The organism is Streptomyces sp. LN549 (genome assembly GCF_043203805.1).
Taxonomy (GTDB): domain Bacteria; phylum Actinomycetota; class Actinomycetes; order Streptomycetales; family Streptomycetaceae; genus Streptomyces.
Genome location: NZ_JAZHRI010000002.1, coordinates 1 through 15,393, shown reverse-complemented (window position 1 = coordinate 15,393; position 15,393 = coordinate 1). Strand labels below are relative to the sequence as shown.

The window sequence follows — 15,393 nt, the reverse complement described above, 5'->3', positions numbered from 1 at the left end:
CGCGGTGTCTATGAACTTCAGCAGCAGCTCCACGTGGATCTGAACGGCCGCGCATTCTCTCCGGGGGCATGCCGGAGGGCGAGCCCGGCGGTGTGCCCCAGGTCAGAGATGGTGTGGCGCAGATCACAGAGAAGGCTGCAAGATTTATTGCCGGACCAGGGCGCTCCCGGGCCTAGGTGGAGAAGCCTCATTCACCTTGACGCCGCTGGAGTCCCACGTGAACACGCCGCCCCGACCAGATCCAACTTCCTTGCAGGACCGCATTCGTACGGCCTCTGACTCTTTGGAGCAGACTCTCGAGTCGTTCCTCGCAGAGACGGACGGTGCCGACGGCACCAGGATCTGCCATCGCGAGCACCTGATCCATCTGGCAGTCCAAGTGATCGAGGAGTTCCGCAAGTACAAGCACGAGCTAACAGCTGTGCTGGCAGAGCTGCCGCCGGAGGAAGGAGAGGCGCAGTCCTCAGCTGAGGACCTGGCGAAGAATGTCTTCGGCCCCCGTGACGGTGCCGAATTCCTCGCAATCATTCTGCTGCAGCTGGATGCCGTGCTCAGGCGGCCGTCCGTGCTGGTCGCGTTCCATCCACATGTGCATGAAGCGTTCCTCGCACGGAACGCCGCACTTGAGGGCGACGCTGGGGTTGTCGACGCGTTCACCAAAGACGTACTGGGCCGGTACCCCGGCCGCTGGCGCGAAGCCGTGGAGATGGCCCTGTTAGGGGACTGGGTCGACCTGTTGGCATGCAGACACGGTGCCTTTTACGTCAGGGACGTGCTCGAGCGTGAGGCGGAGGAGCACCACAGCCAGCTGCAGCCGCTGTGGGAGCGGAAGGCAAGAGGGAAGCGGACCCTCCTGCTGGGGCAGCCGATTGACGCGACCCGAACCGTCGAAGACCTACTGGTCGATCACCGCACCCCCGAACAGAAACTGCTGTCCAACGAGCTCGACACGCGACTCGCTTCGGTGCTGAAGGCAATGCGACCTGCCGAGCAGGCCCTCGCCCTGGAGTGGTCAGCGGCCCACGACTCCTGGGGTTCGGTAGCCAGGGAACTCAGCTTCGAGCGGCAGTTCGGAGACAGAGTGCGGCGCAAACTCAAGAGACTGGGCGACCGACACATGGACCGTGCCGCGGCGGCAGACCACACCGCACGGAGACTGAAGTGAACGCACTCTCCGCCGCGCTGCCCGAATTTCTCGGGAGCCTGGGCGCCACACTCATCGTGGCGCTGGCCGGCTGGATGAAACGCCGCTGGCGCCGACAGGCCCGCACGCAGGACACCACACTGAGTCCTGCGACCGGTGAGACCGGCCGGGCCGGGGCCATGGACCTCCCCGGCCCGGCCGCTGACCAACGTCAGCCGGCCGATCCGACATCCAGGACTTCGACGACTCCGCCCGCCACGCTGCGCGTGCCCCAGCACGAAGCGCCGAACGCCGCGACCGGCGCGCAGCGCTGTCCAGGGGCGGGGCCTCGGCCACGGCGTCGATGACGGTGAGCACCTCCTCGTGAAGGCGGCCATTGGGCAGCTCCGCCATGACGCAGAAGTCACCCAGTCCGGCTACCGCGTCGCCGAGTCCACCAGGACTGCTGCGGCGCGGTGGCCGCGTTGACGGCCCGGCCGAATGCCTCCAGGGCGGCCTCCAGACGCGCCGTGTCCTCCACGGCGACCAGAGCAGCGAGCAGCTGCTCGGTGGCAGTGACGACGGCGGGGTCGGAGCAGCGCATGAGCGGGGCGGCAGCAGTCCCAGCCCGGGTGAGCGGTTCCCGCACGGCGGCCACGATCTGCTTGCTCCCCACCCTCTCCCGGCTCAGCAGCTCAGCCGCGCGCCCGAGGCCCACCAGTCCGCTCTGTGCGTCCGTTCCGCCAGCGATCCGGGCACGGGCGGCACCACCGGAAAAAGCGAGCAGGGTCAGCAGGAACGTCCGCCCGCGCTCTGCCCGGCCCTCCCACAGCAGACGGTTGGCGACGGCCGCACCCTGCAGTTCCATCACCGCCACGGTCAATGCATCCGCCTGCACGCGCAGGGCCCCGATCTCGGCCTGCTGCTCCTGCTTGTTGTGGGAGCGCGTGGTCAGCCACGCCGCCAGGACGGCGATGAACGCCCCGGAGGCAAGAGTGCTGGCCAACTCGATCAACTTGTTCATCCCCGCAGGTTGGATGTCCACCGGCTCGCAGTCCGGCTCGTTGCCCACTTGACGCACAACCCGAACGCTTCCGTTGCCGATGAGGATCACCTCGAGGAAGGGGCCGCTGACCTGGTGCATGAGCTCTCGGGCATGAGTGAGGAGAGCCTGCACGAGATTCTGGGCGAGATCGAGGGGTCGGTCCGCGATCTCACCAGCGCCGAAGCCGTCCTCGCGGAAGCCGAGCAGCGGCGCGACCACACGCGGCAGAGCGTGCTGGAGCAGGTGGAACGACTGCGTGACAAGGTGGACGCCGTCCACGCTCCGGAGCTGATCGGCGTGCTCAGGCACCTGTACTGGCAGCAGCCCGGAATCCACGGCCGCCCGCTGACTGCTCCTCCTCCCCGCACCCCAGGTTCGAGGAGCCGCCTGTCTCTGCCTGGGGCAGAGGGCCGGCGAAACCGGCATAGGCCACCCGCTCCTGCGGCGTCCCGTACGCCGCGAGCCACCCCCGCGCCCAGTCCGACTTCGGGCCGATCTCCTGGCCGTAGGGGTGGGCGTGAGACCACAGCTCCAAGTTCCCTGACCGCCACCGCCCCTGCTCGTCCTCAACGAGAGGCCCGTCCGTGCGGTTGTCCGCCTTGACGCCATTGACATGGTGGACGGTCTCCGTCGCCAGCAACGGTCTACCCAGCAGCTCCTGCACGAAATGCCGGTGTTCCATCACACTCCTGCCGTTGACCCGGATTACCCGATAGCCGCCGCCGTTCACGTAGCCCGCGCCGGCGGGGGCGTACTTCTTCTTCTCGCCCAAGGGCTGCCCCAAGGCGAGCCGCCGGTAGTGGCCGGCGCACATGTTCTTCGCCCGACCGGGATCTGTGCACCCAGGGGCGTGGCACCCACCGGTCTGCTTCATCTTGGCCTGGAGCTCCGCCCCGCCGGGGTCACCCGTGGCCCGGAAGCGGAGGTAGTGCCCTCCGCAGTAGCCCTGGGCCTGATGCGGACGCGTGCAGCCCTCGTGGCATCCCCGTACCGCGGGCGGTACCGCGACCGTGATCGGCGTGACCAGGGCCGCCTCGCCGTGCTTCTTGAAGCGCTGGTAGTGAGCTAGGCACAGCCCTTTGGTGCGGCGGGGACGGTCACAGACCGGCGACCTGCAGATATTCGAGTCGTAGCGCTCGCGGATCCGGCGCTCGCCTGCGACGTTCCCCTCCTTGCGCCAGCGGGCGTAGTGCGTACCACACCACTCCTTCGTCCGCCGTGGCCGCTCGCACCCCGAGACCGTGCATTGCCGCGTCCCCAACGCCGGTGCCGCAGTGGAATACACCCGCACCGGAGTATCCGGGTCGCCGTACTTCTTCCACCTCCAGTAGTGCTTCGGGCACCACCCCCGCGATTCCGCGGCGTTCTGGCACGCCTCCACGCCACCCAACTTCCAGGGGGCATCCGTCGTCATGCCCGCATCGTTGTCTGCCCACCGACTTCGGCAGGCACCACGTGCCCGTACGCATGCTCGAGTCACTCTTCTGGCCTGGCAGCGGCACAGAAGCCAAACGGCAGTTGGCCAGTCACGGTCCAGGTACCGCTTCCCAGCGGAGCAACCGCAGGCCGAACGATCTATAGCCGGGGCTGCTGGCCAACTACGAATCAATGTGGCCATCCGCCGACACAACGTCACAGATCAGGTCAGACCGGCCGTGCGGCGCCACGTCTCCGGCCTCTGTCCGCAGGCCCGGTCGGGCGGAAATGATCACATGACTGATGACGACGTGAAGCGCGCGGCCCGGACCCGCGCCAAGATCCTGGACGGTCTCGCCCGCGCGGAGCGGGCCCTGTTCACCCAGCCCGCACCTAAAAGAGCGTTTTGTCCTGGCAGGAGTGTTTGGCAACGCAGTGCTGCCGTGGATGATTGCGGGGTGTTGGTTCACGTGGAAGCGGTGGGGCAGGTCGCCGACGGGCGCGCGACGGTTCGGGTGCGCTCGGAGGTGGGTGCCGCTGCGGCGTTCTGGTGCGGCGATCCGACGGGAGTGGGCCGCGAACATCATGTGGAGTGGACCGTTGAAGAGGACGTGGCCTGGGGCGGCAACACTCGACCGGCCACTTCATCTTCACCCGGGGTGGATGAGGAGGAAGGCGGTCGGATCGTCTTTCGGGGGCGGCTGGGCCTGACGGGCGATGGCGGAGCCATGCTGGAAGTAGCTGGAACCCGCATCCTGTTCGACCTCGCCGACCCGCCGCCATCGACTGCTGTCGATGGAACGTGGGTCGAGATCAGTGTGGAGCGGAACAGCGTCAGCCTGTGGCCCTACCTGCTGTGATTCGCAGGAGCCCGACGCTGCCGCCGTTCAACTGTCGCGCCAGTTGTGGGTCGATTCGCGTGTGAGTCTGCGGCTCATGAGGTCGATCATCGCTATGTTGATCATGGCTTCGGAGCGGTGTGGGTGGGTTTCGTAGTCGCGGGCGAGGCGGCGGTGGTGCATCAGCCAGCCGAAGGTCCGCTCGACGACCCAGCGCCGCGGAATCACCTTGAAGCCCTTCTGGGCGGGGTCGCGGCGGGTGACTTCGACGTCGATGCCCAGGCGGGCGCCGTGGTCGATGGCCTTGGTGCGGTAGCCGCTGTCGGCCCACGCCTTCGTGACGCGAGGGTGGCCTTCGGCAATGTTCGAGAGCAGGCGGATTCCGCCGGCGTTGTCGGAGACGCTGGCGGCGGTGACCAGCACGGCCAGCAGGAGGCTGACGGTGTCGACGCCGATGTGCCGTTTGCGGCCCGCGATCTTCTTGCCCGCGTCGATGCCCTGGCCGGCCGCGGGCACGTTGGCCGAGGTCTTGATGCTCTGGGCGTCGAGGATGCAGGCGCTGGGCTCGGCGTCTCGGCCCTCGGCCTTCCGGACCAGCCGTCGCAGGAGTCCGTTGAGCTGGTCGAAGACGCCGTCCTTCTGCCAGGCGGCGAAGTATCCGTAGACGGTTTCCCACGGGGCGAAGTCGCGTGGCAGGTACCGCCATGGGATCCCGGTCCGGTCGACGTAGAGAATGGCGTCCATGATCCGGCGCAGGTCGTGTTCGGGCGGCCGCCCGATGTCCAGGCCCTTCCCTCTGCGTTCCACTCGCCAGGCTGTCAGGGTTGGTTCGAGCAGTTCCCAACGGGCATTGGACAGGTCACTGGGGTACGGCCGCTGTCGGCTAGGCATGTTTCCGTAGTACCGATGGCAGTCGTCCCGCCACAGGGCGCAAACGGGCCGACCGGGGGCGTGTTGGGATCAGACAGGAGCGAAGGGACCGAAACGGACCCTCGAAGGCCGTCACCCGCCCCATCTGCCACAACAAGCGTCTACCACCTCAGCCGGCCCGAAGCGGTCCGCCATCTGAACTGCAATGAAGCACCCCCGCCGGGACAAAACGCTCTTTTAGCCTGCGCCCGCTCAGCCTGCCGACGCTCCTTATCCTCTGCGGCCTCGAGCTCGCGGATCCTCTGGTCCGCGCACCGCAGCTGCCACGCGAGGTACTCGCGCGTCGCCCGCCACTTGTCGAGGCTGGATATCGCACCAGAGCCGGCGCCGGACATCGCTCTCAGCCCGCCTCACCGGCCGGCTGCTCATGGGCGTGCTGCAGCGCCATGCGGGCCGCGACCACGTTCTCGCTCAGCCCCTCCCAGTACGGGTGCGTCATCACCGTGGTGCTCAGCTCCAGGAGCTGCGCCCGGTAGGCCGCGAGCTGTTCGCGTTGCTCGTCGGTGTAGCCGGGGCTGTCGGGCTTGGCGGAGCGGTAGCCGGAGTGCAGCTGCTTGTCCGCCTCCCATCCGGGCATCGGTTCGGCCGACCACGCCAGCGTCTTGGCGTACTGCTCCATGGCGGCACGGGTGCGGTGGAGGGCGAGCTGGGCGTCGCGCAGGTCCTGGGGGAAGTCGTACGTGGGCACACCTGAATAGTACGACTGTTCGAATGTGGTTTGCGAGGACACGCCGGTCACCGTTCCCGCGCTCACCCGGGCGGCCCCGCCCCACTCCGGCCGCATCCTCAACGAAGCAACCGAAACCGCCGACCCCTCAGGCTGATGAGGCTCTTCGGGATCACGGAGAAGACCGCCATGCACTACGTCACCGCCGCCCACCCCGAGAAGACCGCTCGCCTTCCTCGCTGAACACCTGGGGCTGATCCGTGGACCAGGATGGCTGGCCCCCGCCAACCTCAGCGGGAGCCAGCCAGTAGCTGCTTAGCGCTCGACGAAGGTTCGGATGGCCCAGTCAGTCACGGCGCGGGCCGCGCCCGAGAAGACGCCGCGCACAGCTGAGCAGAGCACTAGGCACTGTTTCTCGGATCATGTTCTGAGCCAGATGACGAGGGCTGCGAGGGTGACAGTGCCGAGGTAGATGTAGGCGCGTTTCTCGTAGCGGGTGGCGACGGCGCGGAAGCCTTTCAGGCGGTTGATTGCGCGTTCGACGGTGTTGCGCTTCTTGTATCGCTCGCTGTCGAAACCGGTGGGACGGCCGCCTCGGGAACCGCGATTCTTGCGGTGTCTCTGCTGGTCGAGGCGTTCGGGGATCGTGTGCCGGATGCCGCGTCGCCGCAGGTAATGACGGTTCTTCCGAGAGGTGTAGGCCTTGTCCGCCAGGACATGGTCGGGCCGGGTCCGGGGTCGGCCGACTCCGATGCGGGGCACGGAGACCTGCTCCAGCACTCGCTCGAACTGGGGGCCGTCACCGTAGTGTCCGGGTGTCAGGACGAGGGCGAGGGGCCGGCATCGCCCGTCGGCGGCAAGGTGGATCTTGGTGGTGAATCCGCCGCGGGAACGTCCCAGACACTCGCCGATCTGACCACTTCCTCCAGCCGGACCGTCAGTTTCCTCAACACCGGATCGACCTGGTTCGTCCCCCCAGCGATCCCCTTTTGAGGGGCCGCGACCGCCGTCGCCTTGCGCGCGCCCGCGGCGTGCTGGTGGGCCCGCACAGCTGTCGAGTCCACCGAGACGTCCCAGTCGATCTGGCCCGCAGCGTCCTCGGCCGCCTGGATCCGCGACAGCAGCATCGTCCAAGTTTCATCCGCTGACCAGCGGCGATGGCGTTTGTAGACGGTCTCCCACGGCCCGAACCGCTCCGGTAGATCCCTCCACTGCACGCCCGTCCGGACCCGGTAGAGCACCCCGTTGATCACCCGACGGTGGTCACTCCACCGGCCCCCGCGGGCCCCACCAGGAGGCAAGAACGACTCCAGCCTGTCCCACTCCGCATTCGTCAGATCACCACGGCCCATACAAACAGCCTGACCCCAACACCCCACGCACGTCAGGAGATCCGAGAAACAGTGCCTAGCAGCTTGCCCGCCGGGGCGGGTTCAGGACACGTACCGTTGGACATTAGGGTCCCTTCTCTCAGGTTGGTGATCCGAGGCCCGCCGGCTTGGTTGGACGCCGTCCGGCGGGCCGCTTTTATGTCAGCACCCAAGTCCCAGTCTGTTCAGATTCTGAGATCAAGCAGGATCATGTGAGACTTCATGAGACTTTGTGGTGTGCTGCGGAGGGGACTCGATGCCGAACAGACGACGATCGATCGATGCTTCTACTCCACTGGGCGGCTTCGCGTTGAAGTTGTTGGACCTGAAACGGAAGGCACTTGCGCAGGCGGGCTCGTCTTCCCGCGCCCGCGCGATCAGCATCGACAAGATTGCCGCCCCGGACGGCTTGTGGAAGACCAGCAGAGCCTCGATCTACGCGGCGCTGAACGGCACTCGGCTACCGTCGACGGACACGCTGTGCGCGATGGTGACGGCGTGGGACGAGGACAGCGCTGAGGCAAGGGGAAGGTGGCTGCGGCTTCGGTCCGACGTGGAGGACGCGCTCATGGGCACGGAGCCCGCCTCGTCACCGGGGAACGTCGACGCCGCCATGGAGAAGCCGCTGCCCGGGCCGCAGGACCAGCTGGGCGAGGCAGAGTTCACGGGGTCGTCCAAGGTGGTGCCCGATGTGGCCTCCCACATCGAGCTGAAGCAGATGCTCAGGGATGCTCTGGAGAGGTCGGGACTGACCAAGTCCCAGGTCGCTGCGCGCACAGAACTTGGCCGCACGACGGTGTCCCAGGCATTCAACACGGAAGGCTCATCTCCGTCTGCGAATACCCTGTACGCCTTGTCCAGAGCCCTGCGCCTGGACAAAACGGAGCAGGCTCGGCTCTTGGCTTTGCGGGAGCTGGCCGTCACTGGGCGCGGCCCGCGGAACATCGGCCACGTCTAAGACGGGGCGCGTCCCGACTCCGGCTTGCGGCAGAGGCAGCCCATTACGCCTGCGTGAGGCGACTCCAGGTAGGACCCAGCTACTCACCACGAGCACGAACCCGCGCGGGAGACCCCCCGAACTGGCGCGTCTCGCGCGAGTTCCGCTCTCGCCACGTCCAGGAATCCGCGAACTCGCGCGTTTCCCGTAACCCGGGGCGGAACTGGCGGCCGGTGCGCAAGTCCGGCACGAAGGCGTCCAGCACGACCCGGCGGAAGAGCCGGCGCTGGGCGGGAGCGAGGTGCTGGAAGTCGGCGGTGAAGCGGGGGAGGGTCTCGAAGGTGGGCACGGTGGTCTCCTCCGGGCAGCACGACGAAGCCCCCGGCGGGCGCCGGGGGCTTCCTTGGCGGTGCTCGTTCCTTGGAGCGTGGTGATGCTCAGCGGTGTTTGTCGGTCCCGTTCGGGTCGTGATGTGCCTGCGGCCGGAGAGCGATGACATTCGCATTCGGCCCGGGGCCGCTTCCCGCCTGACGGCCAGTTGGGAAGAAAGTTCGGCCGCTGCTCCCGCCTGGCGGGACGTACGACTGTCCGGCCTTTTCTTGCAGGTCAGGGCCGTGTGGCGTGGTCTTCATGATGGATATCGCGATCATTCGAGCTGGTCAGATGTACCGGTACTACCTGCGCCAGGTCGTTGTCGGCGACGGCCGCCGCCCGGCGCGTACGCCGCTGCGCGAGGCTCAGGAGGAGGCCGGCGTCCCGGCCGGGCGATGGATGGGCCGCGGCCTGGCCGCGCTCGGGCTGAGCGAGGGTGAGGAAGTCACCGAGGCGCAACTGCGGAACCTGTTCGGCGAGCGGGGCCGGCACCCGTACGCGGACCGGATCGAGGCCGAAGAGCTTGCCGCGGGGAAGTCCCCGAAGCAGGCGTTCAAGGCCGGCGCTCTGGGGCGTCGGGTGACGGTTACCGGGTTCGATCTCGTGTTCCGGCCGCAGCCGACGATCTACCTGTTGTGGGCGCTGGGTGATGAGGAGACTCGGCGGGTGATCGAGGCCGCGCACGAGCGGGCGATCGAGCGGGTCCTGGAGTGGATTGAGGTCGAGTCGGCGGTGATCCGGTACGGCAAGGACGGCATCTGCAAGGTCCGGCCGCCCGGCGGCCTGGTCGCGGCTCGCTTCCGCCACTACGAGGCACGCTCCGGTATGCCGCTGCTTCATGACCATGTGCTGCTGTCGGTGAAGGGGCAGCGCCTGGACGGGAAGTGGGGGTCGGTCCACTCGGAGGTCGTGTTGGAGAACACGGTCGCCGCGTCCGCGCTCTACAACGAGATCGTGGCTGCTGAGGTCTGTGAGGAGTTGGGCCTGGCTACCGAGCCGCGCGTGGTGAGCACCGGGCGGCGTCCGGTCATGGACATCGCGGGCGTGCCCCACGAGCTGATCCGCTGGACCGCCAGCCGCGGGGAGCAGATCGACGCCTGCCTGGCGGACCTGGAGTACGAGTACGTCACCGCCGTCGACGACGAGGGCGAGCTGAAGTACCTGCCCGCGGTCTCCGAGCGGGCCCGGGTGGAACTGATGCAGCTGGCCTCCCACAAGACCCGGCCGCCCAAGCAGAAGAAGGCCCGGTCACTCGCGCAACTGCGCGCTGAGTGGAAGCAGAGCGCGATCGACACCTCGAAGGTGGCCGCTGACGTCATCAACTCGCTCCTCGAGCGCGCCCGCGCCGCAGCCGCCGCGATCCGGGCCCGGGTCGCCGCCGTGGTCGACGTCGCCCTGGCGGCCGTCGACGTCGCCGCGGTGGTGATCGTGATGAACGGCGGCGGCCGGTTCCACCGCCGGCATCTGCTCGCCGAATCCCGCCGCCACCTCGCTCTGGTCCTGCGCGGCCGGCGCCGCGACCCCCGCCTGGACGAGACCATTGTGCGTGCCGCCATCTCCACTTACTGCCTGGACATCAGCGAGCCGAAGACCAGACGCGGCCTGCTCTCGGACTACCGCCTCTACACCGCCCGGTGGGCGCTGTCCGATCTCGGATCTCCCCGGCGCCCGCCGACCGCTGTCCCTGACCCGGACCGACTGCCCCCGGCCGACCCCGGCGCATCGGCCCCGGCGGCTCCCCAACTGCCGGGCCAGAGGGCGAGGGAGTGGGAGATACCCCGCGTCCCGTTGAGCTACGACCGTGCCGTCCTCGCCGGCGCGGCCGTACAGGAGAAGCTGCGCACCACCACCGTCACCGCCGTGCGGGGTCGGGCGTACGACGTCGTCGCGCACCAACAGGCGGCGATGCCCGAGCAGCTGCTCGCGCCCCCGGCCGCTGACCCCGAGGACGACGACCAGGAGCCGGAGGCCGGGCCACGGTCGGGGAGCGACCTGACAGCACTGCGCACGCTGAAGGCGTCGCGCACCGACGTGGAAGCCCTCGATCTCACCGACGAACGACTGCGCCATCTCCAGGACGCCTTCACCAAGTCGGCCGACCGCGCCCGCGAGACGATGAGCTGGTACGCCGATCCGGAGGACACCACCCCACCGCGCCCGGTGCGCGAGGACGACCAGCGCGCGCACCGCCCCCAGCAGCCGGACCGACACCGCGGGCCAGAAGCCGGCCGTTGAGTGCACCCGGCGCGGCCCACTCGATGCACACCGACGATGTCGTGCCAGTGGACACCACCGTGTTCGGTATCGACTCCACTGGGCGGAGCCTAGTGGGTGGAGTGGCCGACATCTTGTGGGACGGTGCCGCGCATCCACTCGGTGCGCTCAGCTCAGGTCAAGGAGAACGCGCCGCCTCCACTCGCCCACTCCCCGCACCGAGTCCACCCGATGCGCATGGGGCGTGGTTACGGGCGCGCGGTCATGGACTGCACGGTGCGGGCCCACTCCAAGTGTTCGTCGCGCATGGTCTCCAGGGTGGCGGCGGTGTCTTTGTGGCTGTCGGGGTCGGGGATGACGTTCTCGACGAAGCGGATGATGCTGCGGGCGATGCTCAGCACGGCCGTAGTGGGGGAGTCGCGCGTCCATTCCCGCAGGGCGGACAGCAAGATGCATCCGACCTCGTCCAGGGCGAAGGAGTCCGCGTGCGGCTCCCTGTCGCCCAGGACCCCCGTGACGGGGAAGACGATGTTCTCGGCGAGCCGCAGCAACAGGAAGGCCAGCTCTGGGAGTGGCCGACGTGCGGCCGGAGGCGTAGTTCTCCCCCTCGCTAACCGTACAGATCACCGGGCACCTAAAATGAGACGGTGATCGTGCAGGTCGCGGTCCCCCGCTACTCATGATCGTGTCTGTTCGTTGAGGGATCCCCTAACGAACAACCCCTGTGCGGCGCCCTGAGGTTGATCACGTTGGTGCCTATCGCGGGACGTGCGGAATCTCAGTCCGCGCGAGTGCCCCCTCAGCCCTCATGTCGGACGTAGCTGTCGAGAGCGGGGTCGGTGACGACCAGGGCGAGAAGGCGGGCCGCTCTTTCTGCGTGTCCCCCGAACTCGGCAAGGGCTATGGCGGCATACGCGCGCGTGTTGACCCAAACGGTGCTGTCTGTGGCGAGCATGGCGAGAAGGCGGGCTGCTTCCTCGTCATGTTCGCCCACCTCGGCAAGTGCTTTGGCGGCCGAACAGCGGACATGATCTGGGTTGCCATCGGCGGCGAACGTGGCGAGGAAACAAGTCCCCTCCTCGGCGTGGCCGGGCATCTTCGCCAGACTCTGGGCCGCATAGATGCGACGGAAGGCGTCGACATTGGTGTCGGCCATGAACGTGGCGAGGAGAGGCGGGCGCCCTCGTCCCTCATATCCCTCCACTCCCGCTAGCGTCTGGGCCGCCCAGGCATGGTCAGAATTCTCAAGAGTTGTATTGGTGGCGAGCGCCGCGAGGAAACGAGCCCCTTCTCGGTGTGACCGACCAACCTTGGTCAAGCCGCCTCGGCCGCCTGGACGCGAGATGTGGGGTTGAAAGCCGTGTCCGAGTGGCGAGCGTTGTCAGGATGTTTGCCGCTCCCGTTGCACGGCGCCCCACTTCGAGTAGGCCTCGCATGGCGTTGGAGTGGGCGCCGTGCTCAAGGACGTCGGTGGCGAGCGTGCCGAGGAGGCGGAGCGCGAAGTCCTCGGCGTACCCGTCCATGCTGGCCAGTGTTCGCGCAGCGTCCCCACGGCTGAGGTCAGGAATGGCGGGATCGACGGCGATATTGGTGAGGAGCGTGGCTGTGGGTTGACCGGGGAGTCCGGTTCTCAGCCAGGATCTGGCTGGCCAAGAAGTCCAGAGCGGCTAGGTGGATCGTCCGTCATGCGCGTCATCCACAGGTGAGCAAACTGCGCGGGCGTCTGCACCGTGGAGGAGTTGGTCCAAGAGGAAGCCGACGTAGAACGTGGTTCGAGGCCAGGGGGCCACGGCTGGTCGCGACTCGGGGTCCAACGAAACAAGGATTGCCCGCGTGCGCGCGGGCATGGGTGTTTCGGGTGGCGTAGCGGGCGGCGTGATGCTCGAGGAGGGTCACGATGGGGGAAGCCGAGGCTGTCTGCATGGTGATACAGCAGGCCGCTGTGTCTGAGAAGGTCGTCCAGGAACAGCACGCCAACGCTTGGCCAGTACATCGTCAGGGGGGTGCACGGCCATGAGTGAGGCCACTGCCTCGGCTGCTGAGGTCGGTTGCCCGGTGAGCCATTGGTAAGCCAGGTAGTCGATCAGTTCGGGTAGCTGTTCGTGGATCTGCTTCGGCGGCGGCGGCGGCCTTCCGGACGCGCTTTCGCAGTCTGGAGATCTGTCAGCAGGTGATGCATCGCTAAGTTCGTGGCTGTCTGCGACCTTCCTCGCTCTTGTTGTGCAGGTAAAGTAGGCCGGTGAATTGCGTGTACACGGCGCTGCGGCCGGCGGGCAACGGCGGCTCCGGCTGAGCGAGGTAGAGCTGGCAGAGCATGAAGGCCATCAGCGGGGTGCGGGCTGGCTCGGCCCGGGAGGCGCCGCGCAACGCGCTGGTGAACTCCTCGGCGCGATGGGTAGCCTCGGTTGCGGCCAGCGGGTGTTGAAGTACTTTCCGACGTGGGCGTGCACGTCTTCGGGGGCGAAGGGCTGCAGTTCGTAGCGCGAGGCTGTGTCGCCGAGGACGCCCAGTTCATTGTGGGGCAGGGGGCGGGTGGCCACGACGCACCGGCACAGCGGGGATCTTCCGCGATGGCTGTCTCTCAGTTTTTCTAGAACAGCGCGGCGCTCGCTGGCGCTGGGCCGTTCGTCCAAGCTGTCGACGAGGAGTTGCAGTGTGCCCCGGCGCACGGCAACTGCAGGAAGCGCTCGGGAGGAGGGAGGGGTTACAGCCCGTGGTCGGGGAGAACGTCGCTTGCGGCGGCGAGGCTCCTCGTGTACGTGGGTGGTCTTTCCGACGAGGGTGCGGGCGTTCACCCAGACCGCATCGGAACGCGAGCGTTTCCCGGCGGAATGCTTGTCGGCGAGCCACTGGTCAGCGGCCTTGCGTACCTGTGCGCGCAGCAAGCGTGGGTTTCCCGACGCCTCGGACCGGCGATGACCACCGAGATGCGCGCGTCGTTACCGAGGTCGACTTCTGCACGGTTCGAGCGGGAAGTCGTCTCGGGAGCCCGGGGTGCGCATTCGGGGCTGCCGGAGCGGCTTTGCTGACGCACGTAAACTTCCGTCAACGGCGGCGGCGTATCTTCGGCATCGTCAAGGTCTCGGGTCGCGCAAGCCCAGGTACGGGTGTGCTGCGGCTGCAGCACGGGCGCCAGCGAGGTAGCGCAGCAGCCCCTCATCCAGGCTGGTGCGCCGGGGAGGGGTGAGCTTGGCCTCGCTCCCAGCGGATCTTCCACAGCTCGTGGTGGTATTGCCGCTCGCTGGCGGCCGGACCGCGGGTAGGGTCCCAGTGCGTGCCGGCTGGCGGCCTCCCAGCCCGCTCGCGCAGTGCTTCCACCAGCGCCCACAGGCTGCGGCGGTCTGTCTCAGGATCACCCCAGGTGAACCATTGGCTGACCGCTCCTGCTTTCAGCGGCCGTGCACACCCCGATCCGCTCCAGGCGGTCGTTCGCTTCCTTGACAGCCGGCGTGCGGTGGTTGCCTTTGTACGCTACGGCCTCCAGTTCGCGCAGTGCGTTGCGTAGCGCCGCGCGTTCAGCACTGAGGTCCGACGGGTCGTTCACCACTGCTCTCCTCTCCCGTGTCCCGGCATCTACTCGAATGCACTGCATCCCGCGCCGAAACGACGCTTAGAACGCCCGTAGGTGTGACCTGGCCTTTTATCAAACATGTCCACACGGTCCACCAGCTGCGGTGCGTCGCGGGCCCACGTGGTGCGCTTTCTCACGGTGTCGCTCGACGGACGGCGGCGCCGGAGGAGGAATTTCCGGACATCACTGCCTGGGTGTGGGTGCCCGTGGCCGCCATGCTGGTGGCGGCCACGGCCGCCGTGCTCATCGTCGCTATCGCACCCCAGGAAGTGCCGAGTCCTCGAGGACCGCGCCATCGTGATCAAGGCTGTGGCGGAGCTGATCCGTGCCGTGCGTGGCCGCCGTCGGTGACGACCCGCCTCGAAGGGCCCTGCGCGGGTGCCGAGGTCGAGGCGGACTTCACCGTCAGGGCGTACGTGGGGCCAGAACAGGGGAGTAAGGCCACGGCGGTCGGCGGGGCCGAGGAGGACGGACCAGGCGAAGACCGGTCGCGCTACCCTTCTCTGCTACGAGCTCCGCCTCGTCATCGAGCACCGTCCAGCACTCGACCAGCTCGCCCATCCCCACCGGCTCCCGCCCCATGACCGCATCATGCCGAACCACTCCAGACCAAGACACCCACTCGCAGTAACTCACCACCGCGGTTTGGGGCTGGTGACCCGTTCGCTAACGGCACCCGGATGACAGGCGGTGGCCATGAACTCGTCCGTCCAGAGGGTCATGCTCGCCCACCAAGGCGCGGGTTCCACTGACTCAGCGACCAGAAATCAGCGAACCAGCCCACTTCCGGCAACGGCGTGATCCCCTACTGGCACGTCGAGCGGAAGAACGTCTGCATTTACTCCCAGCTCAAAAGCTGTTCGTCATCTGAGGTCGCGGCGATGATCGAGGGCCTGCTGGCGGGAAATC

The 15,393-nt window shown here is 67.6% G+C and carries 12 protein-coding genes and 2 pseudogenes; 5 read left to right on the top strand and 9 right to left on the bottom strand.

Annotated features, from left to right (window positions below):
- Positions 1-283 precede the first annotated feature (283 nt).
- The gene (locus tag SH922_RS00130; protein WP_393053005.1) at positions 284-1,165 is read left to right on the top strand and encodes a hypothetical protein; all 882 of its coding nucleotides are present in this window, start codon (positions 284-286) and stop codon (positions 1,163-1,165) included.
- Between the two features lie 382 nt (positions 1,166-1,547).
- On the opposite strand, the gene SH922_RS00125 is transcribed toward SH922_RS00130, so the two are convergent.
- Positions 1,548-2,447, bottom strand: a complete 900-nt coding sequence (locus SH922_RS00125) for a hypothetical protein (protein ID WP_393053002.1) — start codon at positions 2,445-2,447, stop codon at positions 1,548-1,550.
- Positions 2,448-2,469: 22 nt separating this feature from the next.
- Entirely contained in the window at positions 2,470-3,582 is a 1,113-nt protein-coding gene (locus SH922_RS00120; RefSeq protein WP_393052999.1) for a hypothetical protein, read from the bottom strand.
- 298 nt (positions 3,583-3,880) lie between these two features.
- On the opposite strand from SH922_RS00120, the gene SH922_RS00115 reads away from it, so the two are divergent.
- Positions 3,881-4,444, top strand: a complete 564-nt coding sequence (locus SH922_RS00115; protein WP_393052996.1) for a hypothetical protein — start codon at positions 3,881-3,883, stop codon at positions 4,442-4,444.
- Between the two features lie 27 nt (positions 4,445-4,471).
- Here SH922_RS00115 and SH922_RS00110 read toward each other — a convergent pair whose 3' ends face one another.
- The 3 genes and pseudogenes from SH922_RS00110 to SH922_RS00100 form a co-directional block, all read right to left on the bottom strand.
- A complete protein-coding gene (locus SH922_RS00110; protein WP_393052993.1) occupies positions 4,472-5,314 on the bottom strand; it encodes an IS5 family transposase in 843 nt (280 codons plus the stop codon).
- A 379-nt stretch (positions 5,315-5,693) separates the two neighbouring features.
- Positions 5,694-6,041: a hypothetical protein gene (locus tag SH922_RS00105; protein ID WP_393052991.1), complete on the bottom strand. Its 348-nt coding sequence runs from the start codon at positions 6,039-6,041 to the stop codon at positions 5,694-5,696.
- A 399-nt stretch (positions 6,042-6,440) separates the two neighbouring features.
- Positions 6,441-7,372, bottom strand: a pseudogene (locus tag SH922_RS00100) (IS5 family transposase).
- A gap of 274 nt (positions 7,373-7,646) precedes the next feature.
- On the opposite strand from SH922_RS00100, the gene SH922_RS00095 reads away from it, so the two are divergent.
- Positions 7,647-8,348, top strand: a complete 702-nt coding sequence (locus SH922_RS00095) for a helix-turn-helix transcriptional regulator (RefSeq protein WP_145768086.1) — start codon at positions 7,647-7,649, stop codon at positions 8,346-8,348.
- Between the two features lie 79 nt (positions 8,349-8,427).
- On the opposite strand, the gene SH922_RS00090 is transcribed toward SH922_RS00095, so the two are convergent.
- Positions 8,428-8,676 carry a hypothetical protein gene (locus SH922_RS00090; RefSeq protein ID WP_145768087.1) on the bottom strand — a complete coding sequence of 83 codons (249 nt, stop codon included), beginning with the start codon at positions 8,674-8,676 and terminating at the stop codon, positions 8,428-8,430.
- Between the two features lie 281 nt (positions 8,677-8,957).
- Between SH922_RS00090 and mobF the strand changes: the two genes are divergently transcribed.
- Positions 8,958-10,934 carry a MobF family relaxase gene (gene mobF, locus SH922_RS00085; RefSeq protein WP_393052987.1) on the top strand — a complete coding sequence of 659 codons (1,977 nt, stop codon included), beginning with the start codon at positions 8,958-8,960 and terminating at the stop codon, positions 10,932-10,934.
- Between the two features lie 227 nt (positions 10,935-11,161).
- Here mobF and SH922_RS00080 read toward each other — a convergent pair whose 3' ends face one another.
- From SH922_RS00080 to SH922_RS00070, 3 genes are all read right to left on the bottom strand, one after another.
- On the bottom strand, positions 11,162-11,464 hold the full coding sequence (locus tag SH922_RS00080) for a hypothetical protein (protein ID WP_393052984.1): 303 nt from the start codon (positions 11,462-11,464) through the stop codon (positions 11,162-11,164).
- A 248-nt stretch (positions 11,465-11,712) separates the two neighbouring features.
- The gene (locus SH922_RS00075) at positions 11,713-12,069 is read right to left on the bottom strand and encodes a hypothetical protein (RefSeq protein WP_393052981.1); all 357 of its coding nucleotides are present in this window, start codon (positions 12,067-12,069) and stop codon (positions 11,713-11,715) included.
- Positions 12,070-14,265: 2,196 nt separating this feature from the next.
- Positions 14,266-14,457, bottom strand: coding sequence for a hypothetical protein (locus tag SH922_RS00070; RefSeq protein WP_393052978.1), 192 nt, complete (start codon positions 14,455-14,457; stop codon positions 14,266-14,268).
- An 815-nt stretch (positions 14,458-15,272) separates the two neighbouring features.
- On the opposite strand from SH922_RS00070, the pseudogene SH922_RS00065 reads away from it, so the two are divergent.
- A pseudogene (locus tag SH922_RS00065) lies at positions 15,273-15,393 on the top strand (Tn3 family transposase); the annotation flags it as partial.

What these genes read in the sequence shown, in the direction of transcription:
- SH922_RS00120 (WP_393052999.1), bottom strand. Translation starts at nt 3,582, where the DNA reads ATGACGACGGATGCCCCCTGGAAGTTGGGTGGCGTGGAGGCGTGCCAG.
- SH922_RS00115 (WP_393052996.1), top strand. Translation starts at nt 3,881, where the DNA reads ATGACTGATGACGACGTGAAGCGCGCGGCCCGGACCCGCGCCAAGATC.
- SH922_RS00110 (WP_393052993.1), bottom strand. Translation starts at nt 5,314, where the DNA reads ATGCCTAGCCGACAGCGGCCGTACCCCAGTGACCTGTCCAATGCCCGT.
- SH922_RS00095 (WP_145768086.1), top strand. Translation starts at nt 7,647, where the DNA reads ATGCCGAACAGACGACGATCGATCGATGCTTCTACTCCACTGGGCGGC.
- mobF (WP_393052987.1), top strand. Translation starts at nt 8,958, where the DNA reads ATGATGGATATCGCGATCATTCGAGCTGGTCAGATGTACCGGTACTAC.
- SH922_RS00075 (WP_393052981.1), bottom strand. Translation starts at nt 12,069, where the DNA reads ATGGCCGACACCAATGTCGACGCCTTCCGTCGCATCTATGCGGCCCAG.